Below are 19,090 nucleotides of genomic sequence, written 5' to 3' on the forward strand. Positions count from 1 at the left end.
CCGGTGGCGGCGACGATGTCGCGCAGGAGCGGACGGCCCGGGACGACGCGGGCTCAGCGGCCGCGCAGCGCGCGGTAGCGGGCGACCAGCTCGGCGGTGGAGCTGTCCAGCTGCTCGGTGCCCTCGCCGGTGAGCAGCACCGGCTCGATCCGCTTGGCGAGTACCTTGCCCAGCTCGACGCCCCACTGGTCGAAGGAGTCGATGTTCCAGATCGCGCCCTGGACGAACACCTTGTGCTCGTAGAGGGCGACCAGCTGGCCGAGCACCGAGGGGGTGAGCTCGCCGGCCAGGAGGGTGGTGGTCGGGTGGTTGCCCTGGAAGGTCTTGTGCGGGACGAGCTCGGCGGGCACGCCCTCGGCCGCGACCTCCTCCGGGGTCTTGCCGAAGGCCAGCGCCTGGGTCTGAGCGAAGAAGTTGGCCAGCAGCAGGTCGTGCTGGGCGACCAGGCCTGCGGGCAGGTCGGCGACCGGCTTGGCGAAGCCGATGAAGTCGGCCGGGATGACCTTGGTGCCCTGGTGCAGCAGCTGGTAGTAGGCGTGCTGGCCGTTGGTGCCGGGGGTGCCCCAGACCACCGGGCCGGTCTGCCAGTCCACCGGGGTGCCGTCGCGGGTCACCGACTTGCCGTTGGACTCCATGTCCAGCTGCTGGAGGTAGGCGGTGAACTTGGACAGGTAGTGCGAGTAGGGCAGCACCGCGTGCGCCTGGGCGTCGAAGAACGCGCCGTACCAGACGCCGAGCAGGCCGAGCAGCAGCGGGACGTTCTGCTCCGGCGGGGCGGTGCGGAAGTGCTCGTCGACCAGGTGGAAGCCGTCCAGCATCTCGCGGAAGGCGTCCGGGCCGATGGCGGTCATCAGCGAGAGGCCGATCGCCGAGTCGTAGGAGTAGCGGCCGCCCACCCAGTCCCAGAACTCGAACATGTTGGCCGTGTCGATGCCGAAGTCCTGCACGCCCCGGGCGTTGGTGGACAGCGCGACGAAGTGCTTGGCCACCGCCTCGGTGCCGGCGCCCAGGCCGCCGAGCAGCCAGTCCCGGGCGGAGACCGCGTTGGTGATGGTCTCGATGGTGGTGAAGGTCTTCGAGGCGACGATGAACAGCGTCTCGGCCGGGTCGAGGTCGCGGACCGCCTCGTGCAGGTCGGCGCCGTCCACGTTGGAGACGAAGCGGACGTCGAGGTCGCGCTTGCTGTACGAGCGGAGCACCTCGTAGGCCATCGCCGGGCCGAGGTCGGAGCCGCCGATGCCGATGTTGACGACGGTGCGGATCGGCTTGCCGGTGTGGCCCTTCCACTCGCCGCTGCGGACCCGGTCGGCGAAGGCGGCCATCTTGTCGAGGACGGCGTGCACCGCGGGCACCACGTTCTCGCCGTCGACCTCGACCACGGCGCCGCGCGGGGCGCGCAGCGCCGTGTGCAGGACCGCCCGGTGCTCGGTGTTGTTGATCTTCTCGCCGCGGAACATCGCGTCCCGCAGCTCGGCGACACCGGTGGCGGCGGCCAGCTCGCGCAGCAGCCCCAGCGTCTCGTCGGTGACCAGGTGCTTGGCGTAGTCCACGTGCAGGTCGCCGACCTGGAGCGTGTAGCGGCGGCCGCGCTCCGGGTCGGCGGCGAACAGCTCGCGCAGGTGGGTGGCGCCCAGTTCGGTCCGGTGCTTGGCCAGGGCGGCCCACTGCGGGGTGCGGTCGAGCGGGGTGCGGGCGTCGGCGCGGGTCTCCGACATCGGTGGGTCCTCGATTCATCTGGGTGCAGAAACCGGCAGGGCCAGGCGTGAGGGTTCGCCGAGGTCGTGCGGGTACTGGTGGTGCGCCGACTCCGTTGACGGCCTGCCCGGGTTCAGCCTATGCAACCCCGGGGCCGGTCGTGCGCATTCCGCCCGGCCCCGGCTGCCGCCCCGTCACTTCCGTTCGGAGCGCAGGTCGAGTCCGCGCAGCACCTCGTCGACCAGCTCCGGATCGGCGCCGGGCTCGCTGCGGGCGGCGAGCATCTCGCGGCGGGAGGCGGCGATCATCTCCTGCTCGACGTCCCGGGCGGCCCGCCACTGGGCCATCCGCAGCTTGGCCTCGGCGGCCTCCTCCTCGGCGTAGTTCTCCGGGCAGAGCCGGGCCAGCCGGTCGTGCTGACGGTCCCGCAGGCGGTCGGCGACCTCGGCGGGCAGCCGGTCCTGCTCCTCCAGTTCGCCGAGCCGGTTGAGCCCGGCCTTGGCGGCCCGCCACCAGAGCTGGCGCACCGCCTGCTCGTGCTTGTCCTGGTCGATGTCCAGCTCGAACCGCTTGGCCAGCCAGGGCAGGGTGAGGCCCTGCACCAACAGGGTGAAGAGCACCACGCTGAAGGCGATGAAGACCAGTCGGCCGCGCTCGGGGAAGTCCTCGCCGGAGTGCAGGGTGAGCGGGATGGCGAGCGCCAGGGCGACGGTGGCCACGCCGCGCATGCCGGACCACCAGAGGATCACGCTCTCCTTCCAGCTGAACGGCGTGTCCTCCTCGTCGCCGGAGCGCAGCCGCTTCGACAGCCAGCCGGCCGGCAGCAGCCAGAGCAGCCGGACCGCCACGACCACCGCGATGACCACGGCGGCGTCGCCGATGAAGCCGGTCCAGCCGCGGCCGGCCTCCTTGAGCACGGTGGCCAGCTCCAGGCCGATCAGTCCGAAGGCGACGCCGGTGATCAGGATCTCGACCACCTCCCAGAAGGCGTTGCCGACCAGCCGGTAGGCGACGGCGTCCGCGTCGGAGGCGCGCTCGGCGAGGTAGAGCGCGCAGACCACGACGGCGAGCACGCCGGAGCCGTGGATCTCCTCGGCCAGGGTGTAGGCGGCGAAGGGCACCAGCAGGTTGAGCGCGACCTGCTGGGTCGGGTCGTCCAGGCGCTCGGCGAGCTTGGTGTTGACCCAGCCGAGCGCGACGCCGACCACCACGGCCAGCACCGCGGACAGCACGAAGCGCAGCACCGCGTCGCCGCCCGAGAAGTCGCCGCTGACCATGGCCTCGATGGACAGCGAGTAGATGACGATCGCGGTGACGTCGTTGAACAGCCCCTCGCTCTCCAGGATCGCCACCAGGCGGCGGGGCAGCCCGACGCTGCCGGCCACCGCGACGGCGGCGACCGGGTCGGGCGGGGAGACCAGCGCGCCGACCGCGATGGCGGCGGCCAGCGGCAGGGCGGGCAGCAGCCAGTGCACGGCACCGGCCACGGCGACCGTGGTGACCACCACCAGGCCGATCGCCAGCAGCAGGATCGAGCGGGCGTTGGCCTTGAAGTAGCGCACCGAGGAGCGCCGGGCCACCGCGAAGATCAGCGGCGGCAGGACCAGCGGGAGGATCAGCTCGGGTTCGATGCTGACGTCCGGGATCTGCGGGACGAGCGCCATGACGATGCCGAGCAGGGTCATCAGCACCGGTTGTGGCACTCCGGTCTTCCGACCGAGCGGCATGGTCACCACGGAGGCGAGCAGCACCAGGAAGAACAGGGGCAGCTGGCCCACGGGGAGGTTCCTCTCGACGACGGACGGCTGAGCGCCGTCCAGGATAAATCTGACAATGCGCCCATCAGTGTCGACACGCTGAACAAAAGCTTGACCTCAAGCGCACTTCAGGCCCGAGGATCGTCGACAACGGATGGATCAAGAAGGCTCACGAAGGTTCGAGAAGGATCGAGAAGGGGCGGGAAAAGGCATGAAAGCGGTCACCGTAACGGGGAGCGGCGGTCCTGAGGTCCTACGGGTCACCGAGGTGCCCGACCCGGAGCCCGGGCCGGGCGAGGTACGGGTACGGGTGTACACGGCCGGGGTGCAGCCGGTGGACCTCGCGATCCGGGAGGGGTTCCGTCCGCCGGACCTGGCGGTCGAGCCGCCGTTCGTCCTCGGCAACGAGTTCGCCGGGGTGGTCGACGCCCTCGGTCCGGACGCCGGCGACTGGCGGGTCGGGGACGAGGTGCTGGGCTTCCGGGTGCTGGGCTGCCAGGCCGACCGGGTCGTGGTCGACGCCGGCCGGCTGGTCGCCAAGCCCGCCGGGATGCCCTGGGAGCAGGCCGGCTCGCTCTCCGCCTCCGGCCAGACCGCGCACCTGGCGCTCACCGAGCTGGGCGTCGGCCCGGGCGACACCGTGCTGGTGCACGGCGCCGCGGGCGGGGTCGGCACGGTCGCCGTCCAGCTGGCCCGCGCCTGGGGTGCCACCGTGGTCGGCACCGCGAGCGAGCGCAACCACGCGTACCTGCGGGAGCTGGGCGCGGTACCGGTCACGTACGGCGAGGGGCTGGTGGAGCGGGTCCGGGCGGCGGCGCCGCAGGGGGTGACCGCGGCCTTCGACGCCGCCGGGCGGGGCGCCCTGGAGGCCTCCGTCGAACTGGTCGCCGACCGGGACCGGATCGGCACCGTGGTCGACTACCCGGGCGCCGAGCGGCTGGGCGTCCGGGCGCTGCGGGGCGAGCGGACGGCCGGGCGGCTGGCCGAGCTGGTGAAGCTCTGGGAGGCCGGCGCACTGCGGCTGGAGGTCGAGGAGTCGTTCCCGATCGAGCGGGTCGCCCAGGCCCACCGGCTGGTCGGCTCCGGGCACGTCCGGGGCAAGGTGGTGCTGACCATGTGAGCGCGCCGGGCTCCCCGCCCCGGGCCGATTGTGAGTTTCAGCCGCTGACCAGGTAATGTTCTCCACGTCAGCAGGCGCCGCTAGCTCAGTTGGTTAGAGCAGCTGACTCTTAATCAGCGGGTCCGGGGTTCGAGTCCCTGGCGGCGCACAGACAGCCGGAAGGCCCTTCGCGAGAGCGGGGGGCCTTCCGGCGTTTCGGCGTACGCCCGCGCGGTTTCCGCCGTACGCCCGTACGGGTCCCGCCGTCCGCCCGCGCGCCCCTCCGGTCCCGCGCCGCCGCACGCGCCCCCGCCCTCGCCCCCGCACGCGCCGGATGGCAGGAAAGGTGGGAAGCAGGTCATTGCTGCCACCGCTCCCCGTTGGGAGGCTGGCCGTATGAGAGCGCACAGCGTGGTCATCGTCCTCTTCGAGGGCGTGCAGAGCCTCGATGTGACCGGCCCCCTGGAGGTGTTCGCGGGGGCGGGCCGGGCCGCCGGGCAGCCCGCGGCCTACCGGGTCACCACCGCCTCCCCCGGCGGCGGGCCGGTGCGCAGCCACAGCGGACTGCGGCTGCTGCCGGACGCGGACCTGGCCGGGGTCGGGCCGGTGGACACCCTGCTGGTTCCCGGCGGGATGGACACCGGGCGCCCGGACCCGGCCCTGGTGGAGCGGATCCGGGAGCTGGCCGGAGCGGCCGAGCGGGTGGTGTCGGTGTGCACCGGGGCCTTCCTGCTCGCCGAGGCCGGACTGCTGGCCGGGCGCCGGGCGACCACCCACTGGGCCTACGGCGAGGAGCTGGCCCGGCGGTTCCCGGACGTCGAGGTGGACCCGGACCCGATCCACGTCCGGGACGGGCGGATCGCCACCTCGGCCGGGGTCACCGCCGGGATCGACCTGGCGCTGGCCCTGGTCGAGGAGGACCTCGGGCGCGAGACGGCCCTGCTGGTCGCCCGCCACCTGGTGGTCTTCCTGCGCCGGCCGGGCAACCAGGCCCAGTTCAGCACCCAGCTGGCCGCCCAGGTGGCGGCCCGGCAGCCGCTGCGCGAGGTGCAGCGGTGGATCGCCGAGCACCCGGAGGCCGACCTCTCGGTCGAGGCGCTGGCCGACCGGTCGGCGCTGTCGCCGCGGCACTTCGCCCGGGCCTTCGCCGCCGAGGTGGGGGTGACCCCGGGCCGGTACGTGGACGGGGTCCGGCTGGAGGCCGCCCGGCGGCTGCTGGAGGACACCGACCACGGCATCGAGGAGATCGCGCGCTCCTGCGGCTACGGCACCCCGGAGGCGATGCGGCGCGCCTTCGTCCGGGCCCTGGCCGCCCCGCCCGCCGAGTACCGACGCCGCTTCCGACCCGAACCCACTGGAGGTCACTGATGCGCATCGCCATCCTGCTCTACCCCGAGTTCACCACCCTGGACGCGGTCGGCCCGTACGAGGTGCTGTCCCGGCTCCCCGGCGCCGAGGTGGTGTTCGCCGCCGCCGAACGGGGGCCGGTCCGCAACGACGTGCACAGCCTGGCGCTCACCGCGGACGCCGCCCTGGACGAGGTGGACTCGGCCGACCTGCTGCTGGTGCCCGGCGGGCCCGGGACGGAGGCCCAGCTGAAGGACCGGGCCGTGCTCGACTGGGTGCGCCGGATCGACGCGACCACCACCTGGACCACCTCGGTCTGCTCCGGCTCGCTGATCCTGGGCGCCGCCGGGCTGCTGGAGGGCCGCCGGGCCACCTCCCACTGGGGCGTCCTCGACCGGCTGCCCGGGTACGGGGCGGAGCCGACCGGGACGGAGCGGGTCGTCATCGACGGCAAGTACGCCATCGCCGCCGGGGTCTCGGCCGGGATCGACCTCGCGCTGACGCTGGCCGGCCGGATCGCCGGGGACACCGTCGCCCAGGCGATCCAGCTGCTGATCGAGTACGACCCCCAGCCGCCGTACGACTCCGGCGCGCTCGCGAAGGCGTCCCCCGAGGTGGTCGAGGAGGTGAACCGGCTGATGCGGGCCTAGGGCCGCACCGACGGGAAGGCGTGCCGGCGGGCGGCGGTGGCCACGGCGAGGACGGGGAGCATCAGCGCGAGCACCGTCCAGGGCAGGGCGCCGGTGCCCAGGCCGCTCAGGACCAGGCCGCCGAGCACGCCGCCGCCCGCCATCGCGGCGTTCCACAGGGTCACCAGGACGGCCTGGGCGGCGTCCGCCCGCTCCCCGCCCGCGTCGCCGAGGGCGGTCTGGAGCAGGGTCGGGGCGCCGCCCCAGCCGAGGCCCCAGAACAGTGCCGCGGCGTACACCAGCGGCGTGCTGCCGGACGCCACCGCGAGGACGGCCGCGGTCACGGCGACCAGCAGCGCGCCGCCGATCGTCAGCTGCCGCAGCCGGCGGTGGATGTGGGCGCCGACCAGCCAGACGCTCGCCAGCGAGGCCAGCCCGAAGACCAGCAGCACGGTGCCGGTGGCGCCGCCGAGGCCGGCCCGGTCCAGGAAGGGCGCGATGTAGGTGAACAGGATGGTGTGCGCGAGCACCCAGAGCACCGTCACGGTGAGCACCGGCCGGACGCCGGGCACGGTGAGCGCGTCCCGGACCGGAACGCGCTCACCGGCCGGCTGCCCGGGCTGGTCCGGCAGCAGTGCCGCGATCCAGCCGATCACGGCGACCGCCAGTGCCGTCATGGCCAGGAAGGGCACCCACCAGGCGAGCACCTGCCCGAGGAAGGTGCCGACCGGCACTCCCAGCGACAGCGCGACCGGCACGCCCGCCATCGCCACCGCCATGGCCCGGCCCTGCTGGTCGACCGGCACCAGCCGGCGCGCGTACCCCGCCAGCAGGGCCCAGGCGAGGCCGGCCGCGACGCCCGCGAGGAAGCGGGCGGCGAGCGTGAGCGGGTAGTTGGTGGAGACCGCGGTGACGGTGTTGGCCACCGCGAAGCCCGCCATCGCGGTGAGCAGCAGCCGCTTGCGGCCCCAGCCGGCGGTGGCCGCGCTGAGCGGGATCGCGGTGACGGCGGAGCCGATCGCGTAGACGGTGACGGTCTGCCCGGCCGCGGACTCGCTGACCCCGAGCGCCTCGCTCATCCCGGGCAGCACCCCGGCGGGCAGGTTCTCGGTGAGGCCGGTGACGAAGACGGCGGTGGCCAGGGCGAGCAGGGCGGGGAGCGGGAAGGGCTTGGGGGGTACCGGGGTGGTGAGCTGTGTGGTCGCCATGGGGACCATGCTTGGACCTCACACCGGTGTCAGGTTCAAGCACGGTCCCGCGGGCGGTCGGGTCAGCGGATCAGCCGGCCCGGGACTCGGCTGCTCAGCGGCCGAAGTAGCCGTTGAAGTTCTTGGAGAACTCCTGGCCGCCGAACCGGTCCCAGTTGATCGACCAGGTCATCAGCCCGCGCAGGTTCGGCTGCGCGCCCGAACGCGGCACGTAGGTCCCGCAGTTGGCCAGCTTGGTGAGGCAGTCGAGCGCCTTGTTCACCTCGGCCGGGGCGACGTAGCCGTTGCCCGCGTTGGTGGTGGCCGGCATGCCGATGGCGACCTTGGAGGCGGGCAGCGCCGGGAACACGTTGTTCGCGTTGCCCGCCACCGGGAAGCCCTTGAGCAGCATGTCGGTCATCGCGACGTGGAAGTCGGCGCCGCCCATCGAGTGGTACTGGTTGTCCAGGCCCATGATGGAGCCGGAGTTGTAGTCCTGGACGTGCAGCAGGGTGAGGTCGTCGCGCAGCGCGTGGATGACCGGCAGGTACGCCCCGGCGCGCGGGTCCTGGCCGCCCCAGGGGCCGGATCCGTAGTACTGGTAGCCGAGTTGGACGAAGAAGGTCTCCGGCGCCATGGTCAGCACGAAGCCCGGGCCGTACTTGGCCTTGAGGGTCTTCACCGCGGAGATCAGGTTGACGATGACCGGGCTGGTCGGGTTCCTGAAGTCGGTGTCACCGGTGTTGAGGGAGAGCGAGTGGCCCTCGAAGTCGATGTCCAGGCCGTCCAGGCCCCACTTGTCGATGATCGCCGAGACCGAGCTGACGAAGGTGTCCCGGGCGGCGGTGCTGGTCAGCTGGACCTGGCCGTTCTGGCCGCCGATCGAGATCAGCACCTTCTTGCCCTGGGCCCGCTTGGCGGCGATGGCGGCCTTGAACTCGTCGTCCGACTCGACGGTCGGGCACTCGGTGGCCGGGCAGCGGTTGAAGCGGATGTCGCCGGAGGTGACGGAGGTGGGCTCGCCGAAGGACAGGTTGATGAAGTCCCAGGAGTTCGGGACGTCGGCCATCCGGGTGTAGCCGGCGCCGTTGGCGAAGCTGGCGTGCAGGTAGCCGACCAGGGCGTGGCTGCCGGCGGGCGGGCTGGTGGGCGTCCCCGTGGGGGTGCCCGTGGGCGTGCCGGTCGGGGTGCCGGTGGGCGTCCCGGTCGGCGTGCCCGTCGGGGTCGCGGTCGGCGAGGCGGTCGGCGAGGCCGTCCCGGTGGGCGTCGGCGTGGGCGTCGGGCTGGGCGCGCCCGGCCCGTCCAGCGAGATGTCGTCCGCGTAGTAGGTGCCCTGGCCGTACCAGCCGTGGGTGTAGACGGTGGCGCTGGTCTGGGTGGCGCCGGTGGTGAAGCTGAGGCTGAGCTTCTGGTACGAGCCGCCGGTGCCCGGGGTCCAGGTGCTCGGGCCGCCGCCGTCCACGCCCAGGTAGACGTACGAGCCGTTGACGTAGGCGCTGAGCGTGTAGGTGGTGTTCGGGGCGACGGTGACGGTCTGGCCGCACTGGGCGGTGTCGCCGGCCGTGGCGGCCGCGGCGAGCGCGCGACCGCCGCCGTGCACCGGGCTGGTGACGACGCTGCCGGAGTTGCCGGAGCAGCTCCAGGGGCCGAGTGAGCCGGACTCGAAGCCGCCGTTGACCAGGAACTCGCCGGCCGAGGCGGTGGGCGCCAGGCCGAGTGTGACGCCGACCAGCGTGGCCGCGGCGACGGCGGAGGCGGTGCCGGCCGCGATGGTGGCGCGGCGTTGTCCGGGAAGGGTTCTGCGCATGCGGGTGCTCCTGCGATGGCGCGGTCGTGGGGGACGTCCGAGGGCACGCCGGAGCACGGGCCAGTGGGGGGAACGGCCCGGCCTGGCACCCAAGTTGGACTAGACCACTGAAGTGGATCCGGCCGGGAGGTGTCAATGGTCCAGACCGGTTCGGGCGGCCCCGGCCCACCGGCGCCCGGCCGCCCCCGGCCACCCCCGGTTGCCTCCGGTTGCCGGAGGTGACACCCCGTCGAAGGATGGAGGCGTGACCCCGCCCGGCTACCTCCGCCACCCCCACCTGCACGGCGGCCTGCTCACCTTCACCGCCGAGGACGACGTCTGGATCGCCCCGCTGGACGCCGACGGCGGCGGCACCGGCCGGGCCTGGCGGGTCGGCTGCGACCGCACCCGGGTCAGCCACCCCCGCTTCTCCCCCGACGGCACCACCCTCGCCTGGACCAGCTGGCTCGCCCTGACCCCCGAGGTGTGGACCGCCCCGGTCGAGGGCGGCCCGGCGGACCGGCTCAGCTTCTGGGGCAGCCAGGACACCCGGGTGCGCGGCTGGCTGCCGGACGGCGAGGTGCTGGCCGTCACCTCCTACCACGAGCCCTTCGGCCACTACACCTGGGCGCACGCCCTGCCGCCGGACGGCTCCCCCGGCCGCCGGATGCCCTGGGGGCCGGTCGGCGACGCCCAGATGAGCCGCGAGCGGACCGTACTGCTCACCGGCGCCGCCCCGCACGGGCCTGCCGCCTGGAAGCGCTACCGGGGCGGCGCCACCGGCCGGCTCTGGGTGGACGGCGACCGGATCCTGCCCGGGCACACCGGGCACCTCGCCGCGCCGATGCCGGTCGGCGGCCCGCTCGGCGACCGGATCGCCTTCCTCTCCGACCACGAGGGCATCGGCAACGTCTACTCCTGCCGCCCGGACGGCACCGACCTGCGCCGGCACACCGACCACGCCTCCTACTACGCCCGCGAGGCCGCCACCGACGGCACCCGGATCGTCTACCAGCACGCCGGCGACCTCTGGCTGCTGGACGACCTGGCCGCCCCCGCCCCGCGCCGGCTGCACGTCCCGCTCGGCGGCGCCCGGGCCGGCCGCCGCCCGTACCAGGTCAGCGCCGCCGGCCAGGTCAAGGACCTCGCCTGCGACCAGACCGGCCGGGCCGGGGTGGTCACCGTGCGCGGCAGCCAGTACTGGCTCACCCACAAGGACGGCCCGGCCCGGGCGCTCGCCGACACCCCCGGGGTGCGCACCCGGCTGCCGGTGGTGCTCGGGCACACCGGCGAGGCGGCCTGGGTCACCGACGCCGAGGGCGCCGACGCGATCGAGGTGGTGCCGCTGCCGGGGCACCCCCGCTCGGAGCAGCACCGCCACCGGGTGCTCGCCGCCGGGCGGATCGGCCGCGTCCTGGAGCTCACCGCCTCCCCCGACGGCAGCCGGCTCGCCGCCACCACCTCGGACGGGCGGCTGCTGCTGGTCTCCGCCGCCGACGGCGGGGTGCGCGAACTGGCCGCCTCCGGCTACGGGCCGGTCACCGGCGCCCGCTTCTCCCCCGACTCGCACTGGACCGCCTGGTCCGAGCCGGTCGCCGGGCGCTCGCTGCGCCGCATCCGGCTCACCCGCGCCGACGCGTCCGCGGCGACCACCGACGTCACCGACGGCCGGTTCGAGGACGAGCAGCCGGTGTTCACCCGGGACGGCCGCTACCTGGCCTTCCTGTCCTGGCGCGGCTTCGACCCGGTCCACGACGTGCACACCGGCGACCTCTCCTTCCCGGTCGGCTGCCGCCCGTACCTCGTCCCGCTCGCCGCCGACACCCCCTCACCGTTCACCGCCCCGCCCGAGGACGGCGCCGCGCACGGCGAAGGCGGCGACGGCACCGTCCGGGTCGACCCGGAGGGCATCGGCGAGCGGCTGCTCCAGTTCCCGGTGATCGCCTCCAAGTACTCGGCCACCGACGCGGTGCGCGGCGGGCTGGTCTGGCTGCGCTGGCCGATCTCCGGCACCCTCGGGCAGACCTTCGCCAGCCCGGAGGACACCTCGGGGCGCCCCTCGCTGGAGCACTTCGACCTGGCCCGGGGCACCCGCAGCACGCTGGTCGACAAGCTGGACGGCTACGCGGTCTCCGGGGACGGCGGCTCGATCGCGGTGTACTCGGCCGGGACGCTGCGGGTGGTCCCGGTCGCCGCCCCCGCCGCCGGCACCACCGTCGACCTGCGCCGGATCACCCACACCGTGCACCCGGCCGCCGAGTGGCGCCAGGCCTACCACGAGGCGGCCCGGATCGTCCGGGACCAGTTCTGGGACGAGCGGATGTCCGGCCTGGACTGGCCCGCGCTGGTCGCCCAGTACGAGCCGCTGCTGGACCGGGTCTGCTCCCCCGACGACTTCGCCGACCTGCTGCGCGAACTCCTCGGCGAACTCGGCACCTCGCATGCCTACGTCACCCCCTCCCGGCGCGCCGAGGGCCCGGTGCTCGCCCAGCAGCCGCTCGGCCTGCTCGGCGCCAACGCCCACCGCTCCCCCGACGGCCGCTGGCTGGTCGACCGGGTGCTGCCCGGCGAGACCTCCGACCCGCGCGCCCGCGCCCCGCTCGCCGCCCAGGGCGTGCGGGACGGCGACGAGTTCCTGGAGGTCGGCGGCCGCCCGGTGGACCCGCTGCGCGGACCGCTGCCGCTGCTGGCCGGCACCGGCGGCACGACGCTCGAACTGGCCCTGCGCGGTGCCCCGGACGGCCCGGTGCGGCGGATCGTGATCACCCCGCTGGTCGACGAACGGCCCATCCGCTACCAGGACTGGGTGGCCAAACGACGTTCCCTGGTACGCGAGTTCAGCGACGGACGGTGCGGCTACCTGCACATCCCGGACCTCGGCGGCTCCGGCTGGGCGCAGTTCAACCGGGACCTGCGGCGCGAACTGGACAAGCCCGCGCTGGTCCTGGACGTCCGCGGCAACGCCGGCGGCAACGTCTCCGAACTCGTCCTGGAGAAGCTCTCCCGGCACGTCCTGGCCTGGGACTTCACCCGGGACCGCCGCCCGGTCCGCTGGCCCCGGCACGCACCGCGCGGACCGCTGGTGGCGCTGGCCGACGAGGCCACCAGCTCCGACGGCGACGTGATCATCGCGGCGATCAAGCTGCTCGGGCTCGGCCCGGTGATCGGCGCCCGCACCTGGGGCGGGGTGGTCGGGATGAGCGGGCGGCACACCCTCGGCGACGGCACCCAGATCTCGGTGCCGAAGAACGCCTCCTGGTTCGGCGGCGGGCTCGGCTGGACGGTGGAGAACCGGGGTGTCGAACCGGACGTGCACGTGCTGCGCACCCCGCGCGACTGGGCCCGGGGGCGCCACCCGGAGCTGGTCGCCGCCGTCCAGCTGGCCCTGGAGCTGCTGGAGGACGCCCCCGCCGCCGAGCCGCCGTCCGCCGACACCCCCCGGCCGGACCTGCGCCGCCCGCCGCTGCCGCCGCGTACGGCCTGAGCTCCGGGCTCAGCCCCAGGGGTCGCCCTCGGCGGTCATGTTCTCGGCGGCGCGCCGGTCGGCCTCCTCCTGGGCGAGCCGTTCCTGCTGCTCCCGGGTGCGCTCGATGTCGTCGCCGTACGCGTCGGCGGCCTCGTCGTGGGCGAGGGCGGCCCGCTGGGCGGACTCCTGCCCGACGGACTCGTGCTGCGGCCGGTGGAACAACCTGTCGAAGATGCCCATGGCTCCTCCTCCGGGGGGAACGACGGAATGCCGGGCTGTCCCCCACTCTCACACCGGGCACGGACGGGCGCACCTTGAGCCTTTGGTCCCTGGTGAACGCGTCCAAGGGCCGTAGCCGGGAGCCGCCGGACGGGCGGAGGGTGGTGGCCGTCGGCGACATCCACGCCACCCCCTGGAGCCCGCAGTGACCGTCGTACACCCCGGAAGCCCCGCCCGGCGCACCGCCGAGGACCAGCACGACGGACCGCGCCGGCGGGTCGGCCCGCTGGCCGCCCTGGACGGCCGGCTGCCCGGCGCCCACGACCTGCTGCTGATGCAGTGCCCCAGCTCGCTGCGGCCCCTCGCGGGCGGCGAACTCCCGGACTGGGCACGGGCCGTGCTGCGGGCGCACCCCTGGGTGACGGTCGGCCGGGCGCCCGCCGTGGTCGGCAACCCGGTGGACCTGCCGCACCCCCAGCGCTGCACCCGCGACCCGGAGGCCGCGCCCGAGTTGTGGTTCCCGGTGACCGTGCGCGGCCCGCGCCCCGGCCAGCGGCTGGACGCCCTGGCCCCCTGGGCGGCGGTGGCCCGGACCCTGCGGCCCGAACAGCTCCCCGACCGGCGCGGGCACCTGGCCCCCGAACGGCTCGCCGGCATCCCGGCCCTGGCCCTGCTGCCCGAGGTCGGCCGGCTGGTCGCGGACCACCGGCTGCCCTGGGGCCCGATCGGCGCGGTCGGCTACGAGCTGGGCAGCGGCGTGCCGGTGGCCGGGCCGATGAGCCCGCTGCGGCTGGTGCTGCGCGCGCCGCAGCCGATCAGCCGGCGGGACGCCCTGCAGCTGCGGCGGGCCCTGACCAAGCTGCCGGTGCCCGTGCAGGCCGAACTGGAGACCCGGCACGGCTCGGTGCAGCTCGCCGAGTACGCCTCCGGCGCGCTCGGCCTCACCCTGCTGACCCCGGACGGGCCCCGCGAGGTCCACGACCCGTGGTTCCCCCGGGGCCCGTTCGCCTGACGGGCCCGGACCGCCCCCGAGAAAAGTCCTCGAAAAAATCCCGGGCCCGATGTCAATCCCGCCGGGTCCGCTCCGACGTCCCGGTGTGCGGCACCCCGCCGCACGATCACGGGACAGGAGCCCCAGTCATGGACCAACTGCTCAGAGTGATGAACTTCAACGTCTCCGCTGACGGCGTCGCGGCCGGCGAGCACCAGAGCTTCGAGCTGCCGTTCGGCCTCGACCGCCCCGAGCGGCTCTTCTCCTGGGCCGGGGCCACCGCGAGCTGGCCGATGCGCACCGACCCCGGGGGCAGCAGGGGCCTGGACGACTACTTCACCCGGGACTTCGACCGCAACATCGGCGCCGAGATCATGGGGCGCAACAAGTTCGGGCCCCAGCGCGGCCCGTGGCAGGACCACGAGTGGCTCGGCTGGTGGGGTGCCGAGCCCCCGTTCCGTACGCCGGTGTTCGTCATGACCCACCACACCCGGCCGTCGTTCACGCTCTCCGACACCACCTTCCACTTCGTCGACGGCGATCCGGCCACCGTTCTCAAGCAGGCCCGGGAGGCCGCCGACGGCAAGGACGTCCGCCTCGGCGGCGGGGTCACCACCATCCGCCAGTTCCTCGACGCCGACCTCGTGGACTCCCTGCACGTCGCGGTCTCCCCGCTGGAACTCGGCACCGGGCTGAAGCTCTGGGAGTCCCCCGACGAGCTGCTCGACCGGTTCCACCTGGAGGTCGTGCCCAGCCCGAGCGGCGTGGCGCACCACCTGTTCTGGCGGCGGTGACACGGGGCCCCACTTCTCGGCGGAGGAGTGGGGCCCCGTTCGGCGCGGTGGGAACGACGGTCAGCCGGTGATGCTCGCCGCACCCGTCTCCAGGTGGCCGGTGAAGCGCTGGGACCAGGTGCTGTCCGCATCCACCGTCACGGTGAAGTCGTACCAGCCGTTGCTGTACGCCACGGCGTTGAAGAAGTCGCTCACGCTGCCGCCGGCCGGGACCTGGTACGTCCAGGGGCCGTCCGTGCGGTAGTTGTTGGACGCGATCGTGAACGTGATCGGGGTGCTGCCGGAGTTGGCGAGCCGGAAGTAGAGCGCGAGCTTGCCGGTGCCCGGCTCGACCGCGTAGGAGGCGGTGACGGCGGCGTTCTTGCCCGCCTTCGTCGCGTCGCCCTTGAAGCGGCGCAGGAAGCGGTTGGGGCCGACCACCGTGAGGTCGTACGGGCCGCCACCGAAGTTGGTGCCGCAGTTGAAGAAGTCGCTGGTGCTGCCGCCCGGGTCCACCGTGTACTGCCAGGGGCCGCCGCCGCGGTAGGCGTTGGCGTAGGCCGCGAAGTGCGCGGACTTGGTGGCGGTGGCGCCCCCGTTGTCCATCGCGATCCAGACCTTCATCACCCCGCCGGAGCCGAACTCCAGGTGGTCCAGGTTGGCGTTCGGCTGGTACGGCAGGGCGCGCGCCGGGCGGGTGCCGGACTCCTGCACCGGGAGCTGGTTGTTCACCGGGGCCGGGTTGGGCAGCGGGCCGCAGGCGGACAGGCCGATGGTCTGCGAGGTGTCGGGCAGCGCGGGCAGGCCGTAGACCGGGTTGGCGAAGTCGAACACGCTGGTGAGGTCGCCGCAGACCCGGCGGCGCCAGTCGCTGATGTTCGGGCAGGTGGCGGGCTTGCCGAGGGCGGCGGTCCAGGTCTCCAGGAAGCGCAGCACCGAGGTGTGGTCGAAGGTCTCGGAGTTGACCCAGCCGCCGCGGGTCCAGGGCGAGACGGCGATGAGCGGGACGCGGAAGCCGAGGCCGATGTTGGTGCCGTTGTAGAACTCGCCCGGGGTGCCGGCCGGGGCGGCGGGCGGCGGGACGTGGTCGAAGAAGCCGTCGTTCTCGTCGTAGTTGATGAACAGGACGGACGAGTCGAAGACGTTCGGGTCCGCGTTGAGCGCGTCGATCACCATGTGGACGAAGTGCGCGCCGTCCACCGGGGTGGCGTACGGGTGCTCGGAGGAGGCCTGGTCGGGGACGATCCAGCTCACCTGCGGCAGCGTCCCGGCCAGCACGTCGGCCTTGATGGCGGCGGCGATGTCGTCCGGGGTCCGCCCGGTGACCTTGGGCACCGAGCCCATGCCCTTGACGGCCAGCGGGCTGCCGGCCTGGGCGCCCGTGAAGTTCGTGAAGTACGCCAGGGCGTTGTCGCCGTAGTTGTCGGCGGCGTTCTGGTAGACCTTCCAGCTGACGCCGGCGCTCTCCAGCGCCTCGGCGTAGGTCTGCCAGCGCAGGCCCTTCTCGTCGCCGCCGTCGTAGGCCGGGCCGCCCGCGGTGCCGGCCGGGTCGATCTGGCCGGACCAGTGGTAGGTGCGGTTGGGGCCGGTCGCGCTGAGCACGGAGCAGTGGTAGGCGTCGCAGATCGTCCAGTTCTCGGCCAGGGCGTAGTGGAACGGGATGTCCTGGCGGGTGAGGAAGCCGAGCGTGCGGACGTTGCCCTTGGCGGCGACCCAGGAGTCCATCTTGCCGCCGTTCCAGGCCTTGTGCTGGTCACCCCATCCGTGGCTGAGGTCCCCGTTGCACTGGGCGAGGCGCTCCGGGTCCGCTCCGCCGGCCGGCTTGGTCTGGCTGAACTGCCAGGGGTACTGGCGGGCGAGCAGGCCGTTCGGCTGGTTGAAGACGCTGTAGCCGCCGGAGATCTGGATGGCGCTGCGGTCGGCGAAGCCGCGCACGCCGCGCAGCGTGCCGAAGTAGTGGTCGAAGCTGCGGTTCTCCTGCATCAGGATCACCACGTGCCGGGCGTCGGTGATGGTGCCGGTCGCGCTGAGCGCGGCGGTGGAAGCGGGAGCTGCGCCACTTCCCTGGGCGGCCCCCGCGGGCCCCGCGGCTCCGGTGCCGGCCACGGCGAGGCCTGCCGCGGCGGCGCCGGACAGCGTGACGAACTTCCTACGACTCAACTCGGCCATCAGACCGGTCCGTCCCTTCGCTGGCGATGTTGTGTGCACAAGTCGGGGCCATCGATCGCGGAGAAGTCTCCACCTCGGCCCGACCGGCCCACCAGGTGCCGACGGCAGGTTTGGCGGACTGTTCGCCCGGGCGTCACCGAGCGACGCCCGGCTGAACGCGCGGAGGGGCTCAGGTGCTCAGCGGTCCTTGACCTCGATCCCCAGCGCGTGGGCGAACTGGGGGGCCAGCTCCATCAGTTGGAGCGAGCTGATGACCGCCCCGCGCAGCCCCTGGTGGCCGTCGACCAGGCCGAGCCGGACGGCGCCCCGCAGGTCCGTCCGGCTCAGCGTGGCGCCGCGCAGCCGGACCTCCTCCAGCGTGGAGCCGGGGAAGGACACCCCGGTCAGCTTCGCCTCGCCGAAGTCCACGTCGCGCAGCAGGCAGTCCTCGAAGACGACGTCCCGCAGGACGGCCGAGCGCAGGTTGACCGCCTCCAGCTTGCAGCCCCGGAACACCACCCGGCGCAGCGCCGAGCCGTACCCGGCGACCCCGGCGAGCACGCCGCCGACGAAGGAGCTGTCCTGCCACTCGGAGTCGCTCAGGTCGCAGGCGACCCAGCGGCCGGCCTGCACCCACACCTCGTTGAACCTTGCCTGGCGCAGCTTGACCCCGCTGAGCGCGACACCGGTGAAGGCGCACTCCAGGAAGGCCGCCCCGGCGCCCGACTCGTCGGTGTGCTCGCCGCCGTCGAAGTGCGCGGTGTCGTACCGCTCGTCGGCGCGCAGCGGCCCGGTGTGCGGGCGCAGCAGCTCGGCGTACGGGAGGTCGGCGAGCCGGTCGGGGGCGGAACGGGGCATGGCGGTGGCTCCTGGCGGTCGGGGCGTACGGGTCTCGGCCGCATGCTCGCACGCGGCACCGACAACGCCGGGGAGCGACGAGGCCCCGGACCGGCCGCGCCGAGGCGGCCGGTCCGGGGTTCACCGTCCGGGGTTCACTGCCCGGGGTTCAGCGCCCGGCTCAGCCGCGCGCCCAGAGCGAGTTGACGCGGCTGCGCTCGGTGGTGTTCGGGTACGGGTTGGTGCAGGAGGTGCCGGGGCCGCCGCCCGACATCAGCTCGCTGCACGGGCCGGAGTAGTGGTCCGGCAGGCCGAGCACGTGGCCGGTCTCGTGCGCCACCACGCGCACCGAGCTGTACTGCTGGTTCTGCTGGTAGTCGAGGAAGACGTAGCCGCGCCCGTGGCCGTCGGTGCTGGCGTAGGAGCCGCGGCTGTCGTTGCCCTCGTAGTAGCGGAAGTCGGCGGCCGAACCGGACTGCAGCTTGACGTTGGCGACCGAGCCGTTCCAGATCTGCGCGGCCTGGGATATCTGGTTGCGGAAGGAGGGGGCGGAGCTGGCGTCGTAGGTGACGGTGACGCTCGCCAGGCCCGGGTTGGCGGCCTGCTTGGCCTTGGCCGAGGCCATCACGGCCTGGAAGAAGGCCTGGTTGTTCGCCGCCTCCGCGGCCGAACCGGCGTACGTCGTGGCGGTGTAGCCCTGCACGGCCGGGGCGGTCGGCGTCGCGGCCGCGGCGGCGGTGGTGGGCAGCACGGCGAGGCCGGCCGCGAGGGCGAGGCCGAGGGTGGCGGACAGCACGGATCGCTTCATGTGGGGGCTCCGATTCCTGAGGTGACGTGGCCGGTTGGGGGCCGGCCGGGGGGAACACCTGGTCAACGGGTGGTGTCCCCAGAGCTTCGGGCAACCCGGCGCGTGCGCGGATGATGCCAACCCGCGATAGCACCGTTCAATACCCCTGCTATGGAGTCGATTTGAGCTGTCTTTTCCTCGCCTTGACTCAATCGTGCCCCTGGCATTCCGTTCCGGCGGCGGCTAGGCTCCAGTCCGGGGAAGTACCCGGGGTGGGGGGGGCGGGCCTATCGCCGGCCGCGGCGCCCCCCCCCCAAAACCCGGGGGCGGGCGCGGGCTTACGCCGGCCGCCACCCGGGGGCCCCGGCG

At 73.8% G+C, this 19,090-nt stretch carries 14 protein-coding genes and 1 tRNA gene; 7 read left to right on the top strand and 8 right to left on the bottom strand.

Going from position 1 to position 19,090, the window contains the following annotated elements:
* Positions 1–53: 53 nt before the first annotated feature.
* Together pgi and ACFCY1_RS14015 are read right to left on the bottom strand one after the other, a co-directional pair.
* Positions 54–1,715: a glucose-6-phosphate isomerase gene (gene pgi / locus ACFCY1_RS14010; RefSeq protein WP_074005110.1), complete on the bottom strand. Its 1,662-nt coding sequence runs from the start codon at positions 1,713–1,715 to the stop codon at positions 54–56.
* A 174-nt stretch (positions 1,716–1,889) separates the two neighbouring features.
* The gene (locus ACFCY1_RS14015) at positions 1,890–3,473 is read right to left on the bottom strand and encodes a Na+/H+ antiporter (RefSeq protein ID WP_074005109.1); all 1,584 of its coding nucleotides are present in this window, start codon (positions 3,471–3,473) and stop codon (positions 1,890–1,892) included.
* Positions 3,474–3,663: 190 nt separating this feature from the next.
* On the opposite strand from ACFCY1_RS14015, the gene ACFCY1_RS14020 reads away from it, so the two are divergent.
* From ACFCY1_RS14020 to ACFCY1_RS14035, 4 genes are all read left to right on the top strand, one after another.
* On the top strand, positions 3,664–4,572 hold the full coding sequence (locus ACFCY1_RS14020; RefSeq protein WP_375874703.1) for an NADP-dependent oxidoreductase: 909 nt from the start codon (positions 3,664–3,666) through the stop codon (positions 4,570–4,572).
* A 74-nt stretch (positions 4,573–4,646) separates the two neighbouring features.
* Positions 4,647–4,720 (top strand) — tRNA-Lys (locus ACFCY1_RS14025).
* A 227-nt stretch (positions 4,721–4,947) separates the two neighbouring features.
* Positions 4,948–5,919: a GlxA family transcriptional regulator gene (locus ACFCY1_RS14030; protein WP_049651944.1), complete on the top strand. Its 972-nt coding sequence runs from the start codon at positions 4,948–4,950 to the stop codon at positions 5,917–5,919.
* Positions 5,919–6,548 carry a DJ-1/PfpI family protein gene (locus tag ACFCY1_RS14035; protein ID WP_375874704.1) on the top strand — a complete coding sequence of 210 codons (630 nt, stop codon included), beginning with the start codon at positions 5,919–5,921 and terminating at the stop codon, positions 6,546–6,548. The genes ACFCY1_RS14030 and ACFCY1_RS14035 overlap by 1 nt, the downstream gene beginning before the upstream one ends.
* Here ACFCY1_RS14035 and ACFCY1_RS14040 read toward each other — a convergent pair.
* Positions 6,545–7,735, bottom strand: a complete 1,191-nt coding sequence (locus ACFCY1_RS14040) for an MFS transporter (RefSeq protein WP_375874705.1) — start codon at positions 7,733–7,735, stop codon at positions 6,545–6,547. The two genes, ACFCY1_RS14035 and ACFCY1_RS14040, sit on opposite strands and share 4 nt — an antisense overlap.
* Before the next feature lie 94 nt (positions 7,736–7,829).
* Positions 7,830–9,521 carry a chitinase gene (locus ACFCY1_RS14045; protein ID WP_375874706.1) on the bottom strand — a complete coding sequence of 564 codons (1,692 nt, stop codon included), beginning with the start codon at positions 9,519–9,521 and terminating at the stop codon, positions 7,830–7,832.
* A gap of 244 nt (positions 9,522–9,765) precedes the next feature.
* Here ACFCY1_RS14045 and ACFCY1_RS14050 point away from each other — a divergent pair, with 244 nt between their 5' ends.
* Entirely contained in the window at positions 9,766–12,984 is a 3,219-nt protein-coding gene (locus ACFCY1_RS14050; protein WP_241853112.1) for a S41 family peptidase, read from the top strand.
* A 9-nt stretch (positions 12,985–12,993) separates the two neighbouring features.
* Here the strand turns inward: ACFCY1_RS14050 and ACFCY1_RS14055 are convergent, their stop codons facing one another.
* Positions 12,994–13,206 carry a hypothetical protein gene (locus tag ACFCY1_RS14055; RefSeq protein ID WP_049651940.1) on the bottom strand — a complete coding sequence of 71 codons (213 nt, stop codon included), beginning with the start codon at positions 13,204–13,206 and terminating at the stop codon, positions 12,994–12,996.
* 184 nt (positions 13,207–13,390) lie between these two features.
* Between ACFCY1_RS14055 and ACFCY1_RS14060 the strand changes: the two genes are divergently transcribed.
* Positions 13,391–14,197, top strand: a complete 807-nt coding sequence (locus ACFCY1_RS14060; protein WP_117487882.1) for a phosphoribosyl-dephospho-CoA transferase MdcG domain-containing protein — start codon at positions 13,391–13,393, stop codon at positions 14,195–14,197.
* 128 nt (positions 14,198–14,325) lie between these two features.
* Complete coding sequence (locus ACFCY1_RS14065; RefSeq protein WP_375874707.1) at positions 14,326–14,970, top strand: dihydrofolate reductase family protein; 645 nt, start codon at positions 14,326–14,328, stop codon at positions 14,968–14,970.
* A gap of 60 nt (positions 14,971–15,030) precedes the next feature.
* Here ACFCY1_RS14065 and ACFCY1_RS14070 read toward each other — a convergent pair whose 3' ends face one another.
* The 3 genes from ACFCY1_RS14070 to snpA form a co-directional block, all read right to left on the bottom strand.
* Positions 15,031–17,118 carry a phosphocholine-specific phospholipase C gene (locus ACFCY1_RS14070; RefSeq protein ID WP_375874708.1) on the bottom strand — a complete coding sequence of 696 codons (2,088 nt, stop codon included), beginning with the start codon at positions 17,116–17,118 and terminating at the stop codon, positions 15,031–15,033.
* Positions 17,119–17,295: 177 nt separating this feature from the next.
* Positions 17,296–17,955, bottom strand: a complete 660-nt coding sequence (locus tag ACFCY1_RS14075) for a pentapeptide repeat-containing protein (RefSeq protein ID WP_049652227.1) — start codon at positions 17,953–17,955, stop codon at positions 17,296–17,298.
* A 160-nt stretch (positions 17,956–18,115) separates the two neighbouring features.
* Positions 18,116–18,742, bottom strand: coding sequence for a snapalysin (gene snpA, locus ACFCY1_RS14080; protein ID WP_049652228.1), 627 nt, complete (start codon positions 18,740–18,742; stop codon positions 18,116–18,118).
* Positions 18,743–19,090 lie beyond the last annotated feature (348 nt).

The sequence above is a fragment of the Kitasatospora sp. NPDC056273 genome, from assembly GCF_042268845.1.
Classification (GTDB): domain Bacteria; phylum Actinomycetota; class Actinomycetes; order Streptomycetales; family Streptomycetaceae; genus Kitasatospora.

Coding starts and splice junctions, on each gene's coding strand:
- ACFCY1_RS14030 (WP_049651944.1), top strand. CDS start 4,948: ATGAGAGCGCACAGCGTGGTCATCGTCCTCTTCGAGGGCGTGCAGAGC.
- pgi (WP_074005110.1), bottom strand. CDS start 1,715: ATGTCGGAGACCCGCGCCGACGCCCGCACCCCGCTCGACCGCACCCCG.
- snpA (WP_049652228.1), bottom strand. CDS start 18,742: ATGAAGCGATCCGTGCTGTCCGCCACCCTCGGCCTCGCCCTCGCGGCC.
- ACFCY1_RS14045 (WP_375874706.1), bottom strand. CDS start 9,521: ATGCGCAGAACCCTTCCCGGACAACGCCGCGCCACCATCGCGGCCGGC.
- ACFCY1_RS14055 (WP_049651940.1), bottom strand. CDS start 13,206: ATGGGCATCTTCGACAGGTTGTTCCACCGGCCGCAGCACGAGTCCGTC.
- ACFCY1_RS14065 (WP_375874707.1), top strand. CDS start 14,326: ATGGACCAACTGCTCAGAGTGATGAACTTCAACGTCTCCGCTGACGGC.
- ACFCY1_RS14075 (WP_049652227.1), bottom strand. CDS start 17,955: ATGCCCCGTTCCGCCCCCGACCGGCTCGCCGACCTCCCGTACGCCGAG.
- ACFCY1_RS14040 (WP_375874705.1), bottom strand. CDS start 7,735: ATGGCGACCACACAGCTCACCACCCCGGTACCCCCCAAGCCCTTCCCG.
- ACFCY1_RS14020 (WP_375874703.1), top strand. CDS start 3,664: ATGAAAGCGGTCACCGTAACGGGGAGCGGCGGTCCTGAGGTCCTACGG.
- ACFCY1_RS14035 (WP_375874704.1), top strand. CDS start 5,919: ATGCGCATCGCCATCCTGCTCTACCCCGAGTTCACCACCCTGGACGCG.
- ACFCY1_RS14070 (WP_375874708.1), bottom strand. CDS start 17,118: ATGGCCGAGTTGAGTCGTAGGAAGTTCGTCACGCTGTCCGGCGCCGCC.